The sequence below is a fragment of the Jeotgalicoccus coquinae genome, from assembly GCF_014207425.1.
GTDB classification, from domain to species: domain Bacteria; phylum Bacillota; class Bacilli; order Staphylococcales; family Salinicoccaceae; genus Jeotgalicoccus; species Jeotgalicoccus coquinae.
In genome coordinates, this window is record NZ_JACHFF010000001.1 from 1,032,113 (window position 1) to 1,055,627 (window position 23,515).

A 23,515-nucleotide genomic window follows, 5' to 3' on the forward strand; every position below is an offset into this window, starting at 1 on the left:
ATCTTTTACACTTTTCTTATACATTCGCAGCGTTATGCCTGTTCGCTTAGCTTTCGAACTATATTCTCCGCAACGTTTTTCGGAATGCCAATCTCTGTGAAATCGGTCACATTCTTTTCTTTCATCCGTTTGATTGAGCCGAATTTTGAAAGTAACTTTCGTTTCCGGGTCGGCCCCAGCCCTTCTATATTATCGAGCTGGGAAACAATCGATGTTTTGCGGCGCGTATTTCTGTGAAATGAAATTGCGAATCTGTGCACTTCATCCTGAATGCGCTGCAGCAGATAGAAGCTTTGCGAGTTCTTTTTCATCGGGATGATTTCGGCCGGATCCCCGTACAGCAGTTCCGCCGTAGAGTGTTTATCGTCCTTTGCCAGTCCTGCGACAGGAATATCCAGCGACAGTTCGTTCAGCAGCACGTTTTTAACCGTGTTCATATGCCCGACTGCCCCGTCGACGATAATCAGGTCAGGGAGCGGCAGGCGCTCCTTCAGCACGCGTGTATAGCGCCGTCTGACCGCCTCTGCCATCGATGCATAGTCATCCGGACCTTCAACGGTTCTAATTTTATATTTGCGGTAATCTTTTTTGGACGGTTTGCCGTCGATAAAGGACACCATCACACTTACCGGGTCCGCCCCCTGAATGTTCGAGTTATCAAACGCCTCGATGCGGCGCGGTGTTTCGATGTTCATAACATCGCCCAGCGTTTCGATTGCTTTAATTGTGCGCGCTTCATCGCGTGCGATGATTTCAAATTTGTTTTCGATCGCGATACCCGCGTTCTTCGTCGCAAGTTCAACCATTTCACGCTTCCCGCCCCGGAGCGGCGCTTTAACGTTTGCCGCCAGTGCTTCATTCAGCAGTTGGGCATTGAACTCTTTCGGAATATGCACTTCTTTCGGCATCAGGTTGGAACTGAGATCATAAAAATGCACAATAAATCTGAAAAACTCCTCTTCCGGTGAGTCATTCATCGGAAACATTTCCGCTTTTTTCTCGATTAATTTACCGCTTCTGATAAAGAGCACAGACACCGACATCCAGCCGTTATCCACCGCGTAGCCGAAGCAGTCGCGCGCAGTCATATCCGACGTCAGCATGTTCTGCTTCAGCATCGTGTTTTCAATATGACCCATTAAGTCGCGGTATTCTTTCGCCTTTTCAAACTCGAGTTCTTCTGCGGCTGCGTGCATTTTTTCTTTCAGTTGATTCATAACTTCATCGGTTTCGCCGTTTAAAAAGTTAGTGATCCCGTCAATCATCTTCTGGTTTTGTTCTTCCGTCACATTAAAGACGCACGGGCCGAGACACTGCCCGATATGATAGTACAGACATAATTTGTCCGGCATCGTGTTGCATTTTCTGAGCGGATAAATGCGGTCCAGCAGCTTTTTCGTTTCGTGGGCGCTGTAGGCATTCGGATACGGTCCGAAATGTCTGCCCGTCTTCGGCTTAACCGTCCGTGTGACGACAAGTTTCGGATGCTTCTCCTTTGTAATTTTTATGAAAGGATAGCTTTTATCGTCTTTTAATAAGATGTTATAGCGCGGGAGGTGTTTCTTAATTAATGTATTTTCGAGGAGCAGCGACTCGATTTCAGAGCCCGTAACGATAAAGTCGAAGTCGACGATATCAGCAACGAGACGCATCGTCTTCTCATCGTGCGCACCGGTAAAGTACGAACGCACCCTGCTCCGGAGGTTTTTCGCCTTCCCTACATATATAATTTCCCCGTCTTTATTTTTCATCAGGTAGCACCCGGGTTCAACGGGCAGAACTGATAATTTCAGTTTAAGTTCTGACATGATATATCCCTTCTTCTATAAAAAAAGCCGCCCAAAATGGCGGCTTTAAAAAATTAAGCGTGTTTTTCTATTAATGCAGCAAGCTGCTCTTTAGGCTGGAATCCAACAACTTTATCAACAGGCTCGCCGTCTTTGAAAAGAATTAGAGTTGGAATACTCATCACTTCGTACTCACTTGCTGTAGCTTGGTTTTCATCAACATTTAATTTAGCAATATTAGCTTTGCCTTCAATTTCAGGAGCTAATTCTTCAAGAATTGGAGCAATCATTTTACAAGGCCCGCACCAAGGTGCCCAGAAGTCTACTAATGTTAGTCCACTACCAATTTCTTCTTTAAATCCTGCATCGTTCACATCATATAATGCCATATAAAACTACCTCCATAATTGTATTGATTTTATTATACAACAATTCATTTTGTCACTCAACGGTATTGCTTATGCGAAATACATCAGATAGACAATGCCGCTTATAAACATTATCACACTAATCACGATAAGTACCTTCGCAAGTTTATACATATCAAAGTTATCCACAGGGGCTCACCTACTTCATTTCGACTATCGTTACACCGAAGCCGCCTTCACTCGGCATGCCGCCTCTGAATGATGATACTTTCGGATGGCGTTTTAAATACTGCTGCACACCTTTTTGCAGTGCTCCGGTACCTTTACCGTGAATAATCTCGACATCCGAGAAGTTCGATAACAGCACCTGGTCAAGGTAATGTTCAAGACGGATCAGCGCGTCCTCATAACGTTCGCCGCGTAAATCAAGCGTACGGTTGATTTGTGTTTTGTTCTGGCGGATCGTCACCGGCTTCTGCGGTTTGGATGCTTTTCGTTTCTTCACTTCGGATTTGTCGAGTTTCATTTTAATGATACCCATCTGCACAGTCACTTCGTCACCGTTCAGTCCGATAATCTCACCTTTTTGACCGTAAGTCAGCACGTCGACTTCATCGCCGGTTTTAAGTGTTTCCACTTTTTCATTGCGGACATCTTTTTTAATATCGCGCTGGTAATAACTGTCGGAAAGTTCTTTTTTCGCTTTAATGATTTCGTGTTCCTGAATGCTGTCCGCACCAAGTTCCTTCATCATTTCAAGTTCTTTAATAATTTCCGCCGCTTCCAGTTCGCGCTGTTTAACGATGCGGTTCGCTTCGTCTTCTGCATTACGGATCAGTTTATCTTTAAAATTCGTAAACTGGTCGTTCGATGCTTTCAGTTCTTTCTGTAATAACTCCGCTTCACGCATCAACTCGTGCGTATCCTGCTCGTGTTCGCGCGCGAGTGTCGTATGGCGCTCCAGTGCCGTAATCATTTCATTGACTTCCATATTATCGCGGCCGGTTAAGCTGCGCGCGCGGTCGATGACGCCTAAATCCAGACCGAGCTTATTGGAAATTTCAAAGGCATTCGATTTACCGGGAATGCCCATTAATAATCTGTACGTCGGCGATAAAGTGCTCACGTCGAATTCTACACTCGCATTAATCACGTCGTCGCGTGTATAGCTGAACGACTTCAGCTGCGGATAGTGTGTCGTTGAAATAATCTTCGCATCCTTATCGAGCAGGTATTCGATAATACTGATTGCCAGTGCCGCACCCTCTTCAGGATCCGTCCCCGCTCCAAGCTCATCGAGAATCACCAGTGATTCACTGTCGACGCGTTTTAGAATATCGGCGATATTCGTCATATGACTCGAAAACGTCGACAGCGACTGTTCGATTGACTGCTCGTCCCCGATATCGGCATAAACGTTTTTAAAGATGGCGATGGATGAACCGTCGCGTGCGGGAATCGGAATTCCCGCCTGTGCCATTAATACTGACAGTCCGACCGTTTTAATCGTGACGGTTTTACCGCCGGTATTCGGTCCGGTAATAATCACCGCTTTTGTTTCCGGTTCGACAACGATATCGTTTTTTACGACTGTCTCGCTGTCGATTAACGGGTGGTATGCACCGATCAGACGGATGGAATCATCATCCGAAATGATTGGCTTTGTTCCTTTTATGTGCGCACCGTACTTCGCTTTGGCAAAGACAAAATCGATATGGTGCAGGTTAATGTTGTATTCATATAAATCATGCGCAACTTCGTTGACTCTTTCTGTCAGTTCACTCAGGATGCGCGTGATTTCCGCTTCTTCCGACTCTTTCAGGCGCGTAATGTTATTAGTCATATCAACAATTGCTGTCGGCTCGACGTAAATCGTCTGCCCGCTCTGTGATGAATCGTGAATAATCCCTTTAAACTCGCTGCGGTAATCCACGTTAACGGGAATGACATAGCGCCCGTTACGCATCGTAATAATGCTGTCGCTCAGCTTGCGCTGATTTTTTCTGACGATATCGTTTAGGCGTTCACGGATTTTCTGCTCTTCCGAACCGATTTTGCGTCGGATACGGAGCAGTTCCGGTGACGCATGGTCCAGCACTGTCACTTCATCGACAGTTTCTGTAATGCGTTTGTACAGAAAATGAATATCTTCAAGTTCAGTAATGTACGGTTTAATGTTCGGCAGGAATACATCATCTTCTTCAAACGCATTGATTAAAGTATGAAGCATCTGTTTTCTGTTCAGCACCGATTTGATTTTATTAAAATCGCTGACACCTAAAATGCTGCCGATTTCCGCACGTTTGACGAACGGTTTAATGTCGCTGATGCCGCCGAGTTCCACGTGGCGGTAACGCAGCATTGATGAAGCGTCGTCGACTTCTTCTATGTTCTTTACTACTGTATCGCGATCAGTTTCGACGATGGAAAAGTTTAACTCCGCCTTCGTTTTATCACTGACTGCGAATACTTTTACGGATTCGAGAATTTTATCGAATTCCAGTTTGGTGAATGTCTTGTCATTCATTTATATCACTCTGCTTACCTTTATTAATAAATGCTTTAAATTCTTCTCTTGTAAATGCGTTCAGCACCTGTGATTTTTTCACAAATGCTTTCTGCAGTGTTGCGACGCCGTACTTCATGAAATCAAGGTGATCCGTATGGTGCGCGTCCGTGTTCACCGTGAACATTACGTCGCGGTTTGCGATAACATCGCTCGATAAGTCGAGACGCTGCGGATTCGCGTTGATTTCTAAAACAGTGTTCGTCTGTTTCGCGTAATCGAACAGCTCATCCACATTAACCGGATAGCCTTCACGCACACCGATTAAACGTCCTGTCGGGTGTGCAATGTGACGCACGTAAGGGTTGTCCATTGCCAATTTCAGACGTTTCATAATGTCTTCTTCCGACTGCTGGAAACTCGAGTGGATAGCTGCGATAACGTAATCGAGCTGCTTCAGGATGTCGTCCGGATAATCGAGCGTGCCGTCTGACAGAATGTCCATTTCCGTTCCGCTGTATACATCGATATCGTCGTACTCTGCATCAATTGCTCTGATTTCTCCGAGCTGTTCGAGGAGACGTTCGCCGCTTAAGCCGTTTGCCACGCGCAGACTTTTCGAATGGTCGGTAATGACGATATACTCATAGCCTTTTTTGCGCGCCGCTTCGACCATGTCGCGCACGCTGTACGCACCATCACTGTAAACTGTGTGCATGTGCAGGTCGCCTTTAATATCTTCCTGTGTAACGATTTCGTTCACGTCTATATCCGTTTCCTTACCTGTCTCACGCATTGCAGGCGGAATGTAAGACAGGTCGAAGTAGTTGTAAAACTCTTCTTCCGAATTGAACGTTTTCATACCTTCTGAAGTTTCCACACCGTATTCGCTGATTTTCTCACCGCGCGCTTTTGCGAGCTGGCGCATTTTTACGTTGTGATCTTTCGACCCTGTAAAATGCTGCAGCGTTGAAATATATTCGTCTCCGTTTACAAATCTGAAGTCGACGTTAATCTCATCAAAGTCATGCTCAATTTCCACCGAGAGCTTTTTATCACCTCGTGCCACTACACTCGTGACGAAGTCCTGGTTCACCATCGTTTCCGTGAACAGCTCATAATCTTCCACTTTAACGATAAAGTCCAGATCCCGTGACGATTCCTTCGTCCGGCGGCCGCTGCCTGTCATATCGTAACGTTCAACGCCTGGTATTGTATTGATAACATCCGTAATAACTTTCTGGAATTTCAATACGCGTGCGATTGGATAACGTTCCGGTCTGTTCAATACCGTTTCAATCGATTTCAGGATGTTCTCTTCTGTTTTCCTGCCAAAGCCCGGGAGTGCGCTGACTTCCTGTTTTTCACAAGCCGATTTTAAATCTTCAAGCGTGCTGATGCCAAGTGCATCGTGAATCTTCGCAATTTTTTTCGGTCCGAGTGTCGGCAGTTTCAACATGCGAATCAGGCCGCCCGGGACTTTATCTTCCAGCTCTTTTAATACTGATGATTCGCCCGTCCGGACGAATTCCGTAATCACTTCGTTTGTCCCTTTACCGATGCCTTTAAGTTCACTGAAATCCCGGATTTCATCGAGTGTACGCCCGTCGGTTTCAAGTGACGCAGCTGCTTTCCGGTATGCAGATACTTTGAAAGGATTATCTAAATTTAATTCCATATATACTGCGATTTTCTCGAGCAGTCTGATAACATCTTTTTTATTCATGTCCTACCTCCGAAAAAAGAGCCATATCTCTATGACTCTACTTGTATCCATTCTATTAATTTGTCCGATACTATAAATGTGTGTTCAATGATAAATGAAGCAATGCCCGACTCCGCCAGTGCTTCCTGAACCGGCTGATATGGAATCGTAGCAACGAAAAATAATATAACAACGAGGACGTACACGGCTTCTATTAAGCCGAGAACTGTACCGGTGATGCTTTGGATCATTCCATCCGATGTCACCTGCTGCAGATAATCGAATCCGCTGACGATAATCTGAATAACAATTTTGCTGACGAGAAAAATAAGAAAGAAAGCAAACATATAATAATATGCATATTCAAGATTACCGACATCAGTCAGCACAGCATTTGCCTGTGCAGTTGACGGATACGGCATCACTAAATAAAACCTGCTGCCGAGCGCTTCATAATTTAATGAAGCAATAACAATCGCAGATACCGTACCGATGAGGTGCATAAACTGCAGCACTGCACCGCGGCGATAACCGGCAATCAGCCCGATTATAAGTATAATTAGAAGTATTAAAGTCATAAACTAGTTTCCTTTTTAAGCGCACTGTGCTCTTTTTCCAGTGCCTCATATTTTTCTTTTAACTTTATATAATCATCCATGATATTACAAGCCGTAAGCACCGCTTTTCTCGTCGTATCGAGCCCAGGGCTCTTTGAAGCAATCGCTGTAATATTTTTGTCGACCTCGTCCGCCACCCGTCTCAGGTGATCCTCACTGTCAGCGCCGACAAGCGTATAATGTTCATTATAAATCTTTACAGCAATGCGTGTTTTTCTTCCGCCCATATTACATTGCCCCCATGTCATTAAATTTTCTCACACATTTACCTATTTCAATAGTTTATTATACTTATCCCCCAATGTGAATACAAGCAATTAAAATGTTGAGAGTATTGAGTTTATGGGAGGTTTCAGGTGGCTGGGGTTGGTGGATTGGTGATAAGCCGGTTCTTTTTACGGGACTTATCACCGATAATGAGACAGATTGATCAATATCGAAAGATCTGTCTCATTTCTCATGCGATTATGAGACAGATTATTATTTTTTTAATGAACTATCCCATAATTGCCCTCTTTTTGAGACAGATTGATATTTTTTAAAGGATCTGTCTCATTTTGAACCCTTTTACGAGACGGATTAAACAATTTGCAAGCATCTGTCTCATTTTTAACCGATCCTGCACATACTATGTGCAGGATTATCGTTTTGAAATGAATCATGCTCATATAAATAAATTTGTCAGATAGAAAATACTTCAGTCAAAGTTATAAAACCCTCATCGCCCACCACCAAAAAAAGCAGGGACGCCCTCAAGCGTCCCTGCCTCAATCAATCATCTGTTCAAACTATCCTCTTAAAATATAACCCGCCGTTTTCAATGCGTCTTCCACCGGAGTGTGAAGTGCTTCGATGTCTTTGTCCGTCAGCGTTTTTTCTCTGTCTAAATATGTTAAGTGCAGCGCAACTGATTTCTTGCCGTCTGCAATGTGCTCGCCTTCATAAATATCAAACGGATAAACGTCTTCTAAATATTCAGGTGCTGCAGCACGGATTTGTCCAATAATCTCAGACACGTTCACGTTACTGTCTACTTCAAGCGCAACATCGCGTGATACTGACGGGTATTTAGGCAGGAAGTCGTAAAGGATACTTCCCGTTTTAACTTTCAGTACTTCTGCTAAATTAATTTCGAATACCGCTGTCTGGCCAAGGTCATGGTCTTCGGCATACTGCGGGTGAAGTTCCCCTGCGAATCCAATAACTTTATCGTCTAATAGAACTTCTGCTGTACGGCCCGGGTGAAGTTCATCGTGTGCGGCCGATTGTTTGTAAGTCACGCGGCCGACTAAACCGAGTTTCGTAAACAACGCCTCGAGCACACCTTTTACAGTGTAGAAGTCAGACGGCACTGACGTGTTTGTCCATGCTGTCTTGTGCTGTTCGCCGGTAACGATTCCTGCAAGCATTTCAATTTCGTCCGGCAGCTGATCCTGTCCGTTCGTATCGAAAATCTTACCGATTTCAAATAGTGAAACGTTTTTCTGCTGGCGGTTCACGTTGTACGTCGCATTATCCACCAGGTGCGGAATGAGCGATGTGCGAAGCACAGCGCGGTCTTCACTCATCGGCATTAACAGTGCAAGTGAATCAGTGAGCGTTGAAAACTCGCCGATGCGTTTTTTGCTCGTTAATGCGTAGTTAATCGCCTGTGAGAATCCCTGGGCATTCAGCTGGCGTTTAATTACGCGGACTTCAGCCTGCTCATCCGATAAACGACCCGGTGTAATAACCGAGTATTCGGGCAGTGTTGACGGAATGTTGTCGTAACCGAAAATACGCGCTACTTCTTCAGAAATGTCTTCGGGAATTTTCAGGTCGTCGCGGCGGGATGGGACAATCACATCGATTGCACCGTCTTTTTCCTCTGCACCTAAACCAAGTTTCTGCAGCGTGCCTAAAATTTCAGCTGCTGTCAGTTCAGTTCCAAGACGGTTATTGATAAAGTCCGCCGATGTCTGGATAACACCCGGTTTCAGGTTAAGTTCGCCTTCTGATGCGATACCTTTAAGCGTTTTCCCGCCTGCATATTTTTCAAGTAAATAAGCTGCACGGTTAACTGCCGGTAAAATGAATTCGTGTGATACCCCTTTTTCGAAACGCTGTGATGCTTCACTGCGCATGTTCAGACGGCTGCTTGTTTTACGGATTTTAACCGGTTCGAATAATGCAGACTCAATTACAACGTTGACCGTTTTATCTGTAACTTCTGAATCAAGACCGCCCATCACACCTGCAAGTGCGATCGGTACTTCGCCGTTTGTTACAACGATATCGTCTGTATTCAGAGTGCGTTCTTTACCGTCTAGCGTCGTGAACTTCTCATCTTCACGCGCTGTACGTGTAACGATTTGGTCCGAACCGATCTGATCGCGGTCGAACATGTGCAGGGGCTGACCGTATTCCATTAACACGTAGTTTGAAATATCAACGACGTTGTTAATCGGACGGATACCCGCTTTAATTAAACGGATCTGCATCCATAACGGCGCAGGTTTAATTTCAACACCGCGGACTTCGCGCGCTGCGTAAAACGGCACCGCTTCAGCATCTTCGTTTTCAATCGCAACAGTTACAGTATCGTCGATTTCCGACACTGCAGTTTCCGGTGTTTCCACTTCACCGCCGAATAATGCGCGTGCTTCGTATGCTGCACCGATCATCGATAATGCATCTTTACGGTTTGGTGTTAAGTCGAACTCAAGCACCTGGTCGTCTAAATACAATGCTTCAAGCGCTTCAGTGCCGGGTGCAGGCTCTGAATTGAACATGAAAATTCCGCCCTGGTATTCCGCCGGTACATATTCTTCTTTAACGCCGATTTCTTCAAGTGAACAAATCATTCCTTCAGATACTTCACCGCGGAGTTTCGCACGTTTGATTTTAATGCCGCCCGGCAGTCTGCCGCCGACTTTCGAAACGATAACGTAGCTGTCCGCTTTAACGTTTGGTGCACCGCAGACAATCTGCGTTGTTTCTTCGCCTGTATCAACTTCGCATAAGTTTAAACGGTCCGCTTCAGGATGCGGTTTAACCGACTTCACATAGCCGACAACAAGTTTTTTAATATCTGCTGTGTAGTCGATAATGTCGTCTACTTCAATTCCCCCGCGCGTAATGCTTTCAGCAAGTTCGTCAGTCGGAACATTAATATCGATAAAAGTCTCAAGCCATTCTCTGGATACTCTCATTACTGTTCGCCTCCATCTTCTGTCGAAATAAATTGATCAATAAATCTTAAATCGTTCGTATATAAATGACGGATGTCTTCGATACCGTATTTCAGCATCGCTACGCGGTCAGGTCCCATTCCGAATGCAAATCCGGAGTATTCTTTTGAATCGAATCCTGCCATTTCAAGCACGTTCGGGTGAACCATTCCTGCACCAAGAATTTCAATCCAGCCTGTCTGTTTACACACGTTACAGCCCGAACCTTTACATTTGAAGCATGAAATATCGACTTCAACACTCGGCTCAGTGAACGGGAAGTAACTTGGACGGAGACGGACTTCTCTTTCGCTGCCGAAAATTTCTCTGGCAAATAATTCAAGCGTTCCTTTTAAATCGCTGAGGTGAATATTTTTATCGACTACAAGCCCTTCAATCTGTGTGAACTGGTGTGAATGCGTCGCATCATCGCTGTCGCGGCGGTACACTTTACCGGGACAGATAATTTTAACCGGACCCTCACCTTTTTGCGCTTCAAGCGTACGCGCCTGAACCGGGGATGTGTGCGTGCGGAGCAGTATATCTTCTGAAATATAGAAGCTGTCCTGCATATCGCGTGCCGGGTGTGATTTCGGTAAGTTCAGCGCCTCGAAGTTGTAGTAATCCTGCTCGACTTCGTAACCCTCTTTAATTTCATAGCCTAAACCGATAAAGAAATCCTCGATATCTTCAACGATACGGTCAATCGGGTTTGAACCGCCGATTTCAAGCGTGCGGCCCGGTAAAGTCACGTCAATTGTTTCTGCAGCAAGTTTTGCCTCAAGTGCTTTTTTAGACAGGTCAGCTTCAAGTTCACTGATTTTGCCCTCAATCGCATTGCGCAGTTCATTGACCTTTTGTCCGTAAGCCGGACGTTCTTCGTTTGAGAGATTTTTCATCTCTTTCATTAATCCCGTTACTTTACCTTTTTTACCTAAATATTCAACACGCAGATCGTTAAGTGCTTTACTGTTATCGATTGTGCTTAATTTATCGTTAAATTCAAGCTGCATTGCTTCCATCACCTGTGTCATGCCCGTCACTCCTCATATTTTAAAGTTTAATATTTTAAAAACAAAAAAACCCCGTCCTGAATAAAAGGACGGAGTTCCGTGGTACCACCTAATTTTCTGCATATGCAGACACTTACTGCGTCTATATGGTGACGCATGTCCCGTATACTTCATCAATCAGGTGAACACTGATTAAAACCATACATTAATTTTCAGCTGATATTAATGTTCTCTGTGACTGGTCTCGATAATCATTTATTCCTAACTTCAACCGAAGCAGATTTATAATATTGTTACATTCATTATAGCTGAAATCCGCTTAAAATCAAGATTTAAAATGATGCATCATGATGGCACCGGCGATTGCGACGTTTAAACTTTCGCTTGAACCGGGCATATTAATCTTCGCATTGATGTCCATCAGATTGAGCGTTTCTTCTGACAGCCCCTGACCTTCGTTGCCGAGTACGAGCATGATGTCACCTTCCGGCTTGTTGAAGTCATCGATGTATACTGCGTCGTTCAGTGACGTACCAATTTTAATACCTTTAAAGCCTGCGACCGCTTCAGCTGCTTCGCGCTGTAAGATATTCAGATGGAAATGGCTCCCCTGCGCACTGCGCAATACTTTCGGATTATAAGGATCTGCGCTTTTCGGCGTAATCAGTACGGTCTTAAAACCGAATGCATCGGCTGTACGGATTAACGTTCCGAGGTTGCCGGGATCCTGAATGCCTTCAAGCAGCAGCACTCTGTTGTAATCCACTTTGCCCGGTTTCTGCCTGTTCACAACAGCAGCAATGCCAGGCGGCGTGTCGAGTGTTGATAAAGTTTTCATAACATCATGTGACACGTATAACACTTTAAATTTATCAATATTTAAATCGTGCTGAAAACCGTCTTCGATAATAATCGTATCGACCGGCTGGTTATAATTAACCGCTTCTTCAACTAAATGAACACCTTCGATTAAAAACTGGTCTGACTTTTTGCGTCCTTTTGCCGTATGCAGTTTACGGTAATTTTTAATGCGCGTGTTATCTTTTGAAGAAATTACTTCTTTTACCAAATGATTTCGTCCACCTTATCGTCGTTTAATGATTTTACTACTTCCGTTACGAGTTTAACCGCATTGTTGTAGTCTTCTTTATGCATAATCGATACGTTTGAATGCATGTAGCGTACCGGAACACCAACGACTACTGACGGAATTCCGTCATGTGCCACGTGGAATGAACCGGCGTCTGTACCTCCGCCCGTTATCACTTGTAATTGTACAGGGATATCTTTGTCTTTGGCAACTGCCATCACGTGTTTTCTAAAAGGAACATGCCCGATCATTGAACCGTCCATTAATAATACAAGCGGTCCTTTACCAAGATCACCTGTACCGTTTGACGATTTCATTCCCGGTGTATCCATTGCAAGGCCAACATCAACTGCAATCGCGAGATCAGGTTTTACTTTGTTGGCGCCGACTTTCGCACCGCGGAGCCCCACTTCTTCCTGTACTGTCGCACCGCCGACAAAGTTAATATCGATGTTTTCTTTTTCAAGATTCTTCATTACGTCGATCGATAATGCCACGCCGTAACGGTTGTCCCATGCTTTTGCGAGCAGGTAGTTTTTGTTCGTCATCTCTTCAAATTCAGATGCCGGTGTGACCATGTCGCCGAGCATAATGCCCGCTTCAAGGACTTCTTCTTTAGATGCCACACCGATATCGATAAACATATCTTTAATTTCAACCGGCTTCTTGCGCTCTTCAGGAGACAGTACGTGCGGCGGTTTTGAACCGATTACACCTGTAATAACTTTACCGTCGCCAGTTGTGATATGCATGCGCTGTGACAGCATCACCTGATTCCACCAGCCGCCGACCGGCGTAAATTTAAGGAAGCCGTTATCGTCAATTTCAGTAACCATAAAGCCGATTTCATCCAGATGGCCTGCAACAAGAATTGTTTTGCTGCCGCTGGCTGCATTCTTTTTACCATACACGCCGCCGAGGTTATCTTCTATAATTTCATCGCTGACCGGTTCGAGGTAGTTTTTCATCTTATGTTTTACTTCACTTTCAAATCCTGCGATCCCGTTTACATCTGTTAAGTCTTTAAGCATTTCAAGCTGTTTATCCATTTAAATATCCCCTTTAAAATTGATGTTAAATTTATTTTACCACAAAGTATTTCAGCTTTCGAAATAATAATACTGCGAAAGAAAGCACCCTCTATTAAGAGAGTGCTTTATAATAATTAGTTTCTATCGGGATACGAATAGCCTTCTTCATCTCTTCTTGGATATTCATCCACCCAGAAGTTATGATCTTTAAACTCTTCACGCTCAGGTGTATAGACAATTTCGTCCACTTTGCCCTGTTTTTGAAGCTTGTACTGACGTTCGTAATCCCGGAATGCTTTGAGCGCCGGTTTTTGCAGGATAAGTATTGCGATAACGTTAATCCACGCCATCAGACCAACACCGAGGTCACCCATCTGCCATGCGAGGTCAGCTGTTGAAACTGTACCGTAGTATGCAGAAGCGATCAGGGCAAGCCCAAGTACTATCTTCATCCACGGCAGTCGTCCCTTCAGCATGTAGACAAGGTTCGTCTCTGCTATATAGTAATACGCGAGCATAGTCGTATAACAGAAGAACAGAAGCGCGAATGCGATAAAGTATGAACCGAATCCGATAAAGCCTTCCTGGAAGTTATCCATTCCGTGGAATGCATTATCAATACCGGCCTGAGTAAATGTTACCGTTCCGGAAACATCTTTCTCGCCGTCAGCGTTTACCTGGTAAACGCCATTATCTATAATGAGTCCGCCGTCGCCATCAGAGACATTATACATACCTGTCATTAAAATCATCAGTGCTGTTGCTGTACATACGAATAATGTATCGATGTATACTGAGAACGCTTGAACCAGACCCTGTTTAGCCGGGTGAGATACTTCGGCAGCACCAGCTGCATGAGCACCTGTCCCCTGACCTGCTTCGTTTGAATAAAGTCCGCGTTTTACACCGATCATAATCATCGCACCCACTGTACCTGCGAACTGCTGTTCAAGACCGAATGCACTTCTGAAGATTAAGCCGATTAAAGCCGGTACTTCTGAAATGTTCATAATAACGATAATAACTGCAACGATGATGTATGCAATTGCCATAAATGGAACTACCGCTGTCGCAACGTTTGCGATTGAACGGATACCGCCGAAAATAACTACTGCAAGAATTACGACTACGAATGCACCAATCATCCAGCCTTCAAGTGCCGGGAATGCGTTAGTTGCCGCTCCCGAAATTGAGTTAGCCTGGATACCCGGAAGTAAAAGTCCGCAAGCAAGTACTGTGACGACTGCAAACAGTAATGCGTAATATTTACCAAACGTTCCACCGATCCCCTTTTCGATGTAGTACGCCGGTCCCCCGCGGTACTGCCCGTCTTCTTTCTGTTTGTAAATCTGCGCCAGCGTTGACTCTACAAATGCACTACCTGCACCAAGGAAGGCGATCAGCCACATCCAGAATACTGCACCCGGGCCCCCGATAAAGATTGCGGTAGACACCCCGACGATGTTACCTGTTCCGACACGTCCTGCCAGTGAAACGGCAATGGCCTGGAAACTGGAAATTCCTTCTTGCGATTTTCCGCCTTTAAACATTAAACGGACCATGTCGACTATGTATCGCACCTGAAACAATCTCATGCGAATTGAGAAGTACAACCCTGTGACAACGAGAAGTATGACGAGTGCCGCACTCCAGACGATGTCGTTAAAAAACGTTACAACTGTCTCCATTAAATGATTCCCCTTTGTTTTCTTTATATAATAAGAAATTACCACTCAAATATAGTCTATTTTTCTGACCTTGTCTATCCTTTTTTAAAAATATGTTACCGCTTACAACGTTGATATATCAGCATTAAACTCTATAACCGTTGGTGCATAAAGGATAAAGCTTAATTAAAAACCTTATCCATTAACTGGATAAGGCTGAATTATCTGTATATTTATATGAGTGTGTGATTTAGTGCACTTTCGGGTGAATATACCCTACAGTGAATAAACAGTTTTTCTGTACTCTTTAACAAGACGGACAGCTATAGCAACTGTGACGATTGTCATGACAATTAATCCCGAATACATTAAATAGATATTCGTTAAGAGACCCGCCTGCATCATCGCCGCCGTTGTGTTTGCCAGTGCATGAAGAATAATCGCTGCCGGGAACAGCCACCACTTCCCTTTCATCATTACCGATGCAAAAACGATAACCGACAGTGAAATATGCAGACTCATCGCGAGAATTCTTTCACCGATTGCAACTGTGTACATATACCACGGCTGGCTGGCGATAAGTTCCTCTTTCGGAACCGGGATAGCATCGAGTGCCTCCGCTCCCGAGTTGATGAGAATTGCGAATATGATACCGTTCAGCATGCCGAGCCCGACAATTGCCGCAGCCTCAATGCCGCCGTGTCCGATGCCGTACGAAACGGCACTGTCGATATCTTTGTAATGACGTTTTGTAATCAGGAATGCGAGCAGGCGGCCGGTTTCTTCAAATATCCCCGCTGCGAAAACCCCGTACAGCACGTACAGCCACGGTGCGCTGCTGATCAGTGCGATTGATCCGTCCGGCTGCGGTTTGAGCACGAAAAGATGCATCAGCTGTTCCAGTATTAATGCGAACAAAATAAAGACCGCGATACCCAGAATCAGCGGTATCCATCTGATTTTAAACTTTCTGCTCAGTATTAACATAAAAATAAACGGCAGCAGCACCGCCAGTATGCCCGTTACTGCCATAATTATAATTTCCGACTGTGGAGTCATAGTTTACACGCCCCTTTTGTTAATATTGTATCGGTAATTTTGGGGAGGAGCAATGGTGTTTATCGGGTTTTGTGATTGGTGTGTTCCACAATGACCCGGGGATTCCGTTCCCGGGTCGTTGTCGTCTGCACAGCGACCCAGGAGGAGCTTTGCCGGATACTTGTGGAAGTCACAATGACCCGGGAGGATGCCTGCCGGATACTTGTGGAACTCACAGTGACCTGGGAGGATGCGTACCGGATACTTGTGGAACTCACAGTGACCCGGGAGTTTACGTGCCGGATACTTGTGGATGCCACAATGACCCGGGAGTTTACGTGCCGGATACTTGTGGATGCCACAATGACCCGGGAGGTTGCATACCGGATACTTGTGGAAGTCACAATGACCCGGAAAGCTAATTATCGGGTCATTGTAGAAAAATTCTTTATCTATTAACTGCAATTACTCAGCTGGATAGTCCTTATACCTCCATAAACGTTCGCTTTGATTATAAGCATCTTCAAAGCTTCTATATTTAAATGTGTAATAACTTCCAGATCCGTTCATATGCCGATTGCAATATTTATTCAGAAGCAGGAATACTGTTTTCCGGCTGACCTGGTAATCGATAAACTCCTGAAATCTTCGTTTCGTAAGCTTCTCATTTAAAAACAATGCTTTATAATCACTAATCGCCCGGATGATATGCGTTTCTTTTGTTTCTTTGGAACCGCACGATTCGCAGACAAGATGGTACTTGCGGTTCTCCAAATCAAATCTGCCGCACCCGCCGCAATACAGGCCTTTACGCACCGTATCAAAATCAGCACTTTTATCGAGAAACGGATTCGGGATGATATGCCGGCGGATTACATCAGCGATATTTTCAGCGTCGCGGCCGGCATACATATTCTTGAATTGCATGAGGTAATTCCGGAGGCCGGCCCGCATGATTATGTTGTTCCACAGTTCGTCGTCTGCGCTTTGCAGTCGGAACTCGATATTCGGGAATATGATTTTCCCGGAGATATCGAACGCGCCCCTCACATCGTAGCGCATCTTGACCAGCCGCCAATCGCCCGGCGCAATTGGGACAGCGCGTCTTCAGAAACTTCGGATTGTCCTATAAACCATTTTCCTCCTTCGTACCGGTAAAGACCGGAGTAGTTTTTAATTTCATTGACGATGATCCCGTCATCGCTGACGATCAAACAATCGTACTGTGCAGTCCTCCCGTCAATCCGCAGGTAAATATCGCGGAATACGAGCACCGAACCGTGGCCAGCTTCGTCGAATACCCGATCGTATTCGCATTCACCGCTAAATCCTTTTTCCTGTACAGCCAGACTTCTCGCGTCTGAACTGCTGAGTTTTGTTCTAAATCCCAACGCACGATAATATGCTAATTCGCCGCCAATAAATCTTTCACTCAGAATCATGGTTTTCATCTCCCTGAATAAAATACCTCTTTACCTATATATAGGGAAAATCGCCGTTTTATTTTTTTATTGTACAAGTTATTTTATATACTTAACAAAACGAAAATAACTGGAATAAATTTCCGAAGCGTAAAAACAAAAAAAGAGCACCCAACTTTATGGGTGCCCTTCAAAATAACTTATTTGTCTAAAGCTTTTTTAGCCTGGTCTACGATTTGACCGAAAGCAGCGTCGTCAGCGATAGCAATTTCAGAAAGCATTTTTCTGTTGATATCGATTCCTGCAACTTTAAGTCCGTTCATCAGACGGCTGTAGCTGATGTCGTGCTGACGTGCAGCAGCGTTAATACGTGAGATCCATAATTTACGGAATTCACGTTTCTTCTGTTTACGGTCACGGTATGCGTACTGACCTGATTTCATTACAGCTTGTTTAGCTGTTCTATATAAAGTGCTCTTGGCACCAAAATAACCTTTTGCCTGTTTTAATACTTTTTTACGTCTCTTACGAGATGTTAATCCATTTTTTACGCGAGCCATTTCTAACTCCTCCTTTTATATTATTTAGCAGATTTAGCTAATAAGTGAACTAATCTTCTTGCATCTGATTTAGCAACTAAAGCTGATCCTCTTAATTGGCGTTTCTGTTTAGTAGTTTTGTTAGCGAATAAGTGGCTAGTGAACGCTTGTGAGCGTTTGAATTTGCCTGTACCAGTTTTTTTAACTCGTTTAGCATAACCTTTATGCGTCTTCATTTTTGGCATGATAAAGTCCTCCGATTAATTTTTATTTTTTCTCTGCAAATGGTGCAACAACAAGGAACATGGAACGTCCTTCCATCTTCGGTCGCTGTTCAATCTGGCCATCTTCTTTAAGGGCTTCAGCGAAACGCTCAAGTACCTTACGTCCGATTTCTTTGTGCGTAATTGCACGGCCTTTAAAGCGAATTGATACTTTTACCTTGTCTTCTTTAGACAGGAATTTTTTAGCGTGACCTAACTTAGTGTTAAAGTCATGCTCTTCGATTGTCGGTGACAAACGAATTTCTTTAAGGCTGATAACCTTTTGTTTCTTACGAGCTTCTTTATCTTTCTTCTGCTGCTCGTACTTAAACTTACCGTAATCCATAATACGTGCAACAGGCGGCTTAGCGTTCGGTGCAACAAGCACTACATCCAAGTTGGCATTTTCTGCCATCTCAATTGCATCTCTCGTTGCTTTAATACCTAGCTGTGAACCATCTTCTCCGATTAAACGAACTTCTTTTGCGCGAATACGATTATTGATCAATGTTTGATCTTTAGCTATGTTTAGCACCTCCAAAAATATTTAACGAACAAAAAAGGCGGGAGCATTACTGCACCCGCCTTAGAAGTTGCCGGCTCAATAGTTACTGAGCCAGCATTTCCCAATTTACCCGGTCACAACTAAAAGCGTTCGCGGGTGTGAAGCGGGAGCCTCAACTTGTCCGTTTCTTTCAACTCTTAATACTATACAGCACTAAATATCTTTTGTCAAACTTATTTCTTCAATCTTATTTCATCGATCAGCTGATACAGGAAGTCTTCTTTGTCAAAGCTTTCCTGTTTCTCTTCACCGTACTTGCGGACGTTAACGAGCGACTCGTCTTTTTCTTTATCGCCGACAACGACCTGATACTTGATTTTCTTCATCTGGGCTTCACGGATCTTGTAACCCATCTTCTCGTTGCGGTCATCAATATGAACGCGGATGCCCTGGCTCTTCATTTCGTCGTGAATTTCACGAGCGTAATCGTAGTGCAGGTCAAGGTTTACCGGAATGATTTCCACCTGGTTTGGTGCAAGCCATAACGGGAAGTTCCCTTTGTATTCTTCAGTCAGGAATGCAACGAAACGTTCCATTGTAGATACAACGCCGCGGTGAATTACGACCGGACGGTGCTCTTCGCCGTCTTTTCCGATATAAGTTAAGTCAAAGCGTTCAGGCAGCAGGAAGTCCAGTTGTACAGTCGATAAAGTCTCCTCTTTGCCGAGCGCCGTTTTAACCTGGACGTCAAGTTTCGGCCCGTAGAATGCTGCTTCGCCCTCTTCTTCAACATACTCAAGGCCCATTTCATCAACGGCTTCTTTAAGCATGCTTTCAGCGCGCTGCCACATTTCATCGTCATCGAAGTATTTTTCTTTATCTTCCGGATCGCGGTAGCTTAAACGGAATGAGTAGTCTTCAAGACCGAAGTCTTTGTACACTTCCTGAATGAGTTCCACTACGCGGATAAACTCCTCTTTAATCTGATCCGGGCGGACGAATACGTGTGCATCGTTTAATACCATGCCGCGTACACGCTGCAGGCCGCTCACGGCACCGCTCGCTTCGTAACGGTGCATCGTACCGAGTTCCGCGATACGGATCGGCAGCTCACGGTATGAGTGGCGTTCGTTTTTGTAAATCATCATGTGGTGCGGGCAGTTCATCGGACGAAGAACTAATTCTTCGTTACCGATTTCCATCGGCGGGAACATGTCGTCCTGGTAGTGTTCCCAGTGTCCGCTTGTTTTGTACAGCTCAGCGTTTGCCATAATCGGTGTATACACGTGATTGTATCCAAGCGAAATTTCTTTATCTACTATATAACGTTCGATTTCGCGGCGGATTGTCGCACCGTTCGGCAGCCATAACGGCAGACCTGCACCGATCAGCTGGTTATTTTCAAAGAGTTTCATCTCTTTACCGATCTTGCGGTGGTCACGTTCGCGGCGTTCTTCCAGCAGCTGCATGTAGGCTGCAAGCTCTTTTTTATCGAAGAATGCAGTACCGTAAATACGCTGCAGCATTTTGTTGTCAGAGTTTCCGCGCCAGTAAGCACCTGCTGTTGACAACAATTTAAATACTTTAATCTTGGACGTTCTCGGCACGTGCACGCCGCGGCAGAGATCGGTAAACTCGCCCTGCGAGTACACAGTCACCTGCTCGTCAGCCGGAATCGCCTCGATTAATTCCTGTTTGTACGGATCATCTGTGAATAATTCTTTAGCTTCGTTGCGTGAAAGAACGCGTCTTTCGATCTCGATGTTTTCATCGACAATGCGTTTCATTTCTTTTTCTATTTTAGGGAAATCTTCAGAAGAGATGCTCTCGTCCATATCAAAGTCGTAGTAGAACCCTTCTTCGATAACCGGGCCGACACCGAAGTGCACGTTGCCGTATAGACGTTTTAACGCCTGGGCCATTAAGTGTGCAGTCGAGTGGCGCAGAATTTCGATGGCCTCTTCACTTTTGTTTGTAATCAGTTCAACTTCGCTGTCAGTTTCAAGCGGGCGTGTCAGGTCGTAATATTCCCCGTCCACTTTGGCAGCCAGTGATGCTTTTTTAAGTCCCGGGCTGATAGAGCCTGCGATTTCTTCCGGAGTCACACCGAAATCAAATTCTTTTACGTTCCCGTCCGGGAATCTTACTTCGATTTTTTCAACCATGCTGAACATCCTCTCAGTTTCCAATTTTCAATAACAATTAAATAAAAAAAGCCGTCCCTATTAATTAAAATAGGGGCGACTTTACCGCGGTACCACCCTGATTTACACAGAAATGTTCCGTGTCTCAAGTTGGAGATATCGGTCCATCCGGCTTTCGATTAGGAAAGCATCCGTCATCAGGTAGTAACAATCCGCGGTTTATATGCATGTTCCAGCAAATCATGCACTCTCTTAAATAAACTTTTAGAAATTGTATTGTCCATTGGATTATTAATGAAATATAGCTATATAGTACACCAGCAATTCCTTAAAATCAAGCTATGAGTTTCTTAAATTGTCGCCGGAAAGCTCAACTTCCTCGCACAGCGCACGGATTCTTTCAATCATGCGGAGCGCTTTCGTTTCTTCCTTGCCGTTTGTTTTCGTGTAGCTGTAGCGGCCTTTCAGTTCGTTAATTGCAAAGTTTGAACTGATAAACGTCGGCAGCTGTTCGACCATGCGGTAGTTTAAAATACTCGTAATCACTTCGTCCCTGCTCCACGCAGTCACGTCTTCAGCACCGAGATCATCGAGAATCAGCACTTCTGCGCTCCGGATTGCATCGTAGCGCTCGTTCGTCGTGCCGTCGTTAAATCCGGATTTTAAATCACGCAGTATTTCAGGTACGTAAATCATCATCGAAGAAATGGATTTCTCTTTCAGCTCGTTTGCGATACATCCTAAAATGTACGATTTACCGATACCGAATTCACCGTGAATATACAGTCCGCGGTGATCTTCACCGCGCGCAATTTTACCGGCTTTCTGAATCGCATTTTTTAAAATGTCTCTCCGGTCATCGTTCAGGAATATCGTATCGAATGTCGCTTCACGCACATCCCGCGGAATGTGGAAACTCTGAATCAGACTTTCGCGTTTTACGAACTCTTCGTGCTTCGCTTTGATCGGACATTTCGAATAAATCATGTTGAAACGGCCCTGGCGGATTTCAAGATTAATAATGAAACCGTCCGGATGGCTCAGACACTTGCCCTCACCGGCTGCTTCACATTCCGCCGGCTGGTTAATATAATGTTTTAAAATCATCAGATCGTTTTGAATCATGGAGCGGGTAACTTCACCTTCATGCGCATCCATAAACGCCTTCATCTTCGGATGACTGATAATCTCGTTATAAATACGTTCGTTGTTTTCTCTGATTCGTTCGTTATTTTTAACGAAACTGCTTATCGGTTCCATCGCCTCACCTAATTTTCTCTAAATTTATTAATCAGTTCACTGAAATCTTCGTCATCTTTCAGCGTCTTCATCGGCTCTTTGTTTTTCTTTTTGGGCGCTTTCGGCTCAGCTGCTTTTTGCTGCGGCTGTTTTTCAGCCGATTTTTCTTTCAGCCATGCCGGCTGCTCTTCACCGGGACCTGCATATTTAAACTGGCGTTTCCGGCGATTTTCTTCCTGGGCTTCACGGAACTCCATAATGGACTGGTACGCTTCAGAAGCTGTGCGGTAGCCTTCTTTTTCCCAATTTTCAGCGATAGTCATGACGTATCTGAGTGGCAGTTCGCCGTCTTTCATCTGAATTGCGTACTCAAGCAGCACATTGATAACGCCGTTTTCGAGACCTGTTTTTACGATAAGTTCCGTCACGACTTTTAAATCGTTCTCCGACGGTTTGTAGCTGCGGAGATCGTTAATTCTGTCGAGCGGGCTCGCCTTATCAAGACTCTCAAGATATGATTCATCCCCCGCCGGTTTCACCGCTTCTTCGGCAGTTGTGAAACTCGGAACCACTTCGCCGTACTCTTTCTGATAGTACTTGCGTGCTTCAGTTTTCAACCGGTCTTTATCGATTCCGAACTGTGGACTCGACGACTGCAGCAGAATCTGTTTAATGTCATACGCGTTCAGTTTAAACAGCTGGCTCAGCTGCACGACCAGCATCTTCACTTCTTTCGTAAAGAACTGCTTGTCGATCCGCGTGCCTTTTAAATGTGTGAACAGCACTTCGAAATCGAAATCATCAAGGTCAACCGACGGCCCTCTCGAGACATCATCCTGCTTAAATTTCTCATTCGGCGTGCGGAATGATGCATCTCTCGAATGATAAAACACCTCGGTAAATTTCTTCGTGACTTCGGTAATATCTTCCGGCAGTTCCGGATATATGAGACGGTCTTTTTTATCGTTAAATTTTGCCGAGCCGACCTGCGAATATAAGTACATCGACAGCATCGGATCCTTGAAATACATTTCCGCCGGCAGCGGCTGCAGTAACCGGTATATAAATAAGTCATCGTGCGCTTTGTTCGATACGTAAGTGCGCACGAGACCGATTGCCTCGAGCTTGTCGAGTGACGATTCAAAACCTGTCAGGTTCAGCGACAGCTCGTCCATCAGTTCGCGGTGGAAACGGACCGCAAGCTTATCTTGCACCTTCGTCGACTCGCACAAATACAAGTAAATACCAAAGGCCTCTGTGCCGATTACGGGTAAATACAATGCATTCAGAATCTCGTAATTATCGTTCGACAAAGTCCCAGGCTGGTAGACGATAAACTCCGTATTCGGTTTTAAACGTTCATTAAATTTCAT

The 23,515-nt window shown here is 44.7% G+C and carries 21 protein-coding genes; 1 reads left to right on the forward strand and 20 read right to left on the reverse strand.

The annotated features are described in order from the left end of the window. Positions 1-32: 32 nt before the first annotated feature. The 12 genes from uvrC to HNR41_RS05135 form a co-directional block, all read right to left on the reverse strand. Positions 33-1,808, reverse strand: a complete 1,776-nt coding sequence (gene uvrC / locus HNR41_RS05080; protein WP_221432848.1) for an excinuclease ABC subunit UvrC — start codon at positions 1,806-1,808, stop codon at positions 33-35. A 53-nt stretch (positions 1,809-1,861) separates the two neighbouring features. After that, positions 1,862-2,176, reverse strand: coding sequence for a thioredoxin (trxA, locus tag HNR41_RS05085; protein WP_184282354.1), 315 nt, complete (start codon positions 2,174-2,176; stop codon positions 1,862-1,864). A gap of 178 nt (positions 2,177-2,354) precedes the next feature. After that, positions 2,355-4,682 (reverse strand): endonuclease MutS2, encoded by a 2,328-nt coding sequence (locus HNR41_RS05090; RefSeq protein WP_184282356.1) that lies wholly within the window; start codon positions 4,680-4,682, stop codon positions 2,355-2,357. Continuing rightward, complete coding sequence (gene polX / locus HNR41_RS05095; RefSeq protein ID WP_184282358.1) at positions 4,675-6,387, reverse strand: DNA polymerase/3'-5' exonuclease PolX; 1,713 nt, start codon at positions 6,385-6,387, stop codon at positions 4,675-4,677. Before polX ends, HNR41_RS05090 begins: the two co-directional genes overlap by 8 nt. 29 nt (positions 6,388-6,416) lie before the next feature. Beyond that, positions 6,417-6,944: a CvpA family protein gene (locus HNR41_RS05100; RefSeq protein ID WP_184282360.1), complete on the reverse strand. Its 528-nt coding sequence runs from the start codon at positions 6,942-6,944 to the stop codon at positions 6,417-6,419. After that, a complete protein-coding gene (gene zapA / locus HNR41_RS05105; protein WP_184282361.1) occupies positions 6,941-7,210 on the reverse strand; it encodes a cell division protein ZapA in 270 nt (89 codons plus the stop codon). Before zapA ends, HNR41_RS05100 begins: the two co-directional genes overlap by 4 nt. A gap of 561 nt (positions 7,211-7,771) precedes the next feature. Further along, positions 7,772-10,174 carry a phenylalanine--tRNA ligase subunit beta gene (gene pheT / locus HNR41_RS05110; RefSeq protein ID WP_184282363.1) on the reverse strand — a complete coding sequence of 801 codons (2,403 nt, stop codon included), beginning with the start codon at positions 10,172-10,174 and terminating at the stop codon, positions 7,772-7,774. Beyond that, positions 10,174-11,226 (reverse strand): phenylalanine--tRNA ligase subunit alpha, encoded by a 1,053-nt coding sequence (pheS, locus tag HNR41_RS05115; RefSeq protein ID WP_184282366.1) that lies wholly within the window; start codon positions 11,224-11,226, stop codon positions 10,174-10,176. The genes pheT and pheS overlap by 1 nt, the downstream gene beginning before the upstream one ends. Before the next feature lie 304 nt (positions 11,227-11,530). Then, on the reverse strand, positions 11,531-12,274 hold the full coding sequence (locus HNR41_RS05120) for a TrmH family RNA methyltransferase (protein ID WP_184282368.1): 744 nt from the start codon (positions 12,272-12,274) through the stop codon (positions 11,531-11,533). Next, complete coding sequence (locus HNR41_RS05125; RefSeq protein ID WP_184282370.1) at positions 12,268-13,344, reverse strand: M42 family metallopeptidase; 1,077 nt, start codon at positions 13,342-13,344, stop codon at positions 12,268-12,270. Before HNR41_RS05125 ends, HNR41_RS05120 begins: the two co-directional genes overlap by 7 nt. A gap of 116 nt (positions 13,345-13,460) precedes the next feature. Next, positions 13,461-15,014 carry an alanine/glycine:cation symporter family protein gene (locus HNR41_RS05130; protein WP_184282372.1) on the reverse strand — a complete coding sequence of 518 codons (1,554 nt, stop codon included), beginning with the start codon at positions 15,012-15,014 and terminating at the stop codon, positions 13,461-13,463. Between the two features lie 255 nt (positions 15,015-15,269). Then, a complete protein-coding gene (locus HNR41_RS05135) occupies positions 15,270-16,052 on the reverse strand; it encodes a YhfC family intramembrane metalloprotease (protein ID WP_184282374.1) in 783 nt (260 codons plus the stop codon). A gap of 90 nt (positions 16,053-16,142) precedes the next feature. Here HNR41_RS05135 and HNR41_RS05140 point away from each other — a divergent pair, with 90 nt between their 5' ends. Continuing rightward, on the forward strand, positions 16,143-16,490 hold the full coding sequence (locus HNR41_RS05140) for a hypothetical protein (RefSeq protein WP_184282376.1): 348 nt from the start codon (positions 16,143-16,145) through the stop codon (positions 16,488-16,490). Between the two features lie 6 nt (positions 16,491-16,496). Here the strand turns inward: HNR41_RS05140 and HNR41_RS05145 are convergent, their stop codons facing one another. The 8 genes from HNR41_RS05145 to HNR41_RS05180 form a co-directional block, all read right to left on the reverse strand. Continuing rightward, positions 16,497-16,958, reverse strand: coding sequence for a hypothetical protein (locus tag HNR41_RS05145; protein WP_184282378.1), 462 nt, complete (start codon positions 16,956-16,958; stop codon positions 16,497-16,499). A 119-nt stretch (positions 16,959-17,077) separates the two neighbouring features. Further along, the gene (locus HNR41_RS05150) at positions 17,078-17,473 is read right to left on the reverse strand and encodes a nuclease-related domain-containing protein (RefSeq protein WP_184282380.1); all 396 of its coding nucleotides are present in this window, start codon (positions 17,471-17,473) and stop codon (positions 17,078-17,080) included. Positions 17,474-17,652: 179 nt separating this feature from the next. Beyond that, positions 17,653-18,012 (reverse strand): 50S ribosomal protein L20, encoded by a 360-nt coding sequence (gene rplT / locus HNR41_RS05155; RefSeq protein ID WP_035809172.1) that lies wholly within the window; start codon positions 18,010-18,012, stop codon positions 17,653-17,655. A gap of 20 nt (positions 18,013-18,032) precedes the next feature. Beyond that, the gene (gene rpmI, locus HNR41_RS05160; RefSeq protein WP_135098050.1) at positions 18,033-18,236 is read right to left on the reverse strand and encodes a 50S ribosomal protein L35; all 204 of its coding nucleotides are present in this window, start codon (positions 18,234-18,236) and stop codon (positions 18,033-18,035) included. A 22-nt stretch (positions 18,237-18,258) separates the two neighbouring features. Continuing rightward, on the reverse strand, positions 18,259-18,789 hold the full coding sequence (infC, locus tag HNR41_RS05165) for a translation initiation factor IF-3 (RefSeq protein WP_184282382.1): 531 nt from the start codon (positions 18,787-18,789) through the stop codon (positions 18,259-18,261). A 203-nt stretch (positions 18,790-18,992) separates the two neighbouring features. Next, positions 18,993-20,924, reverse strand: a complete 1,932-nt coding sequence (thrS, locus tag HNR41_RS05170; protein ID WP_184282384.1) for a threonine--tRNA ligase — start codon at positions 20,922-20,924, stop codon at positions 18,993-18,995. 318 nt (positions 20,925-21,242) lie between these two features. Then, complete coding sequence (gene dnaI / locus HNR41_RS05175) at positions 21,243-22,163, reverse strand: primosomal protein DnaI (RefSeq protein WP_184282386.1); 921 nt, start codon at positions 22,161-22,163, stop codon at positions 21,243-21,245. A gap of 8 nt (positions 22,164-22,171) precedes the next feature. Next, positions 22,172-23,515, reverse strand: coding sequence for a replication initiation and membrane attachment family protein (locus tag HNR41_RS05180; protein WP_184282388.1), 1,344 nt, complete (start codon positions 23,513-23,515; stop codon positions 22,172-22,174).

What these genes read in the sequence shown, in the direction of transcription:
- pheS (WP_184282366.1), bottom strand. Translation starts at nt 11,226, where the DNA reads ATGACACAGGTGATGGAAGCAATGCAGCTTGAATTTAACGATAAATTA.
- HNR41_RS05145 (WP_184282378.1), bottom strand. Translation starts at nt 16,958, where the DNA reads ATGCAATTCAAGAATATGTATGCCGGCCGCGACGCTGAAAATATCGCT.
- uvrC (WP_221432848.1), bottom strand. Translation starts at nt 1,808, where the DNA reads ATGTCAGAACTTAAACTGAAATTATCAGTTCTGCCCGTTGAACCCGGG.
- HNR41_RS05125 (WP_184282370.1), bottom strand. Translation starts at nt 13,344, where the DNA reads ATGGATAAACAGCTTGAAATGCTTAAAGACTTAACAGATGTAAACGGG.
- zapA (WP_184282361.1), bottom strand. Translation starts at nt 7,210, where the DNA reads ATGGGCGGAAGAAAAACACGCATTGCTGTAAAGATTTATAATGAACAT.
- dnaI (WP_184282386.1), bottom strand. Translation starts at nt 22,163, where the DNA reads ATGGAACCGATAAGCAGTTTCGTTAAAAATAACGAACGAATCAGAGAA.
- rplT (WP_035809172.1), bottom strand. Translation starts at nt 18,012, where the DNA reads ATGGCTCGCGTAAAAAATGGATTAACATCTCGTAAGAGACGTAAAAAA.
- rpmI (WP_135098050.1), bottom strand. Translation starts at nt 18,236, where the DNA reads ATGCCAAAAATGAAGACGCATAAAGGTTATGCTAAACGAGTTAAAAAA.
- HNR41_RS05150 (WP_184282380.1), bottom strand. Translation starts at nt 17,473, where the DNA reads ATGATTCTGAGTGAAAGATTTATTGGCGGCGAATTAGCATATTATCGT.
- pheT (WP_184282363.1), bottom strand. Translation starts at nt 10,174, where the DNA reads ATGAGAGTATCCAGAGAATGGCTTGAGACTTTTATCGATATTAATGTT.
- trxA (WP_184282354.1), bottom strand. Translation starts at nt 2,176, where the DNA reads ATGGCATTATATGATGTGAACGATGCAGGATTTAAAGAAGAAATTGGT.
- HNR41_RS05140 (WP_184282376.1), top strand. Translation starts at nt 16,143, where the DNA reads ATGACCCGGGGATTCCGTTCCCGGGTCGTTGTCGTCTGCACAGCGACC.
- polX (WP_184282358.1), bottom strand. Translation starts at nt 6,387, where the DNA reads ATGAATAAAAAAGATGTTATCAGACTGCTCGAGAAAATCGCAGTATAT.
- HNR41_RS05090 (WP_184282356.1), bottom strand. Translation starts at nt 4,682, where the DNA reads ATGAATGACAAGACATTCACCAAACTGGAATTCGATAAAATTCTCGAA.
- HNR41_RS05180 (WP_184282388.1), bottom strand. Translation starts at nt 23,515, where the DNA reads ATGAAATTTAATGAACGTTTAAAACCGAATACGGAGTTTATCGTCTAC.
- thrS (WP_184282384.1), bottom strand. Translation starts at nt 20,924, where the DNA reads ATGGTTGAAAAAATCGAAGTAAGATTCCCGGACGGGAACGTAAAAGAA.
- HNR41_RS05130 (WP_184282372.1), bottom strand. Translation starts at nt 15,014, where the DNA reads ATGGAGACAGTTGTAACGTTTTTTAACGACATCGTCTGGAGTGCGGCA.
- HNR41_RS05135 (WP_184282374.1), bottom strand. Translation starts at nt 16,052, where the DNA reads ATGACTCCACAGTCGGAAATTATAATTATGGCAGTAACGGGCATACTG.
- HNR41_RS05100 (WP_184282360.1), bottom strand. Translation starts at nt 6,944, where the DNA reads ATGACTTTAATACTTCTAATTATACTTATAATCGGGCTGATTGCCGGT.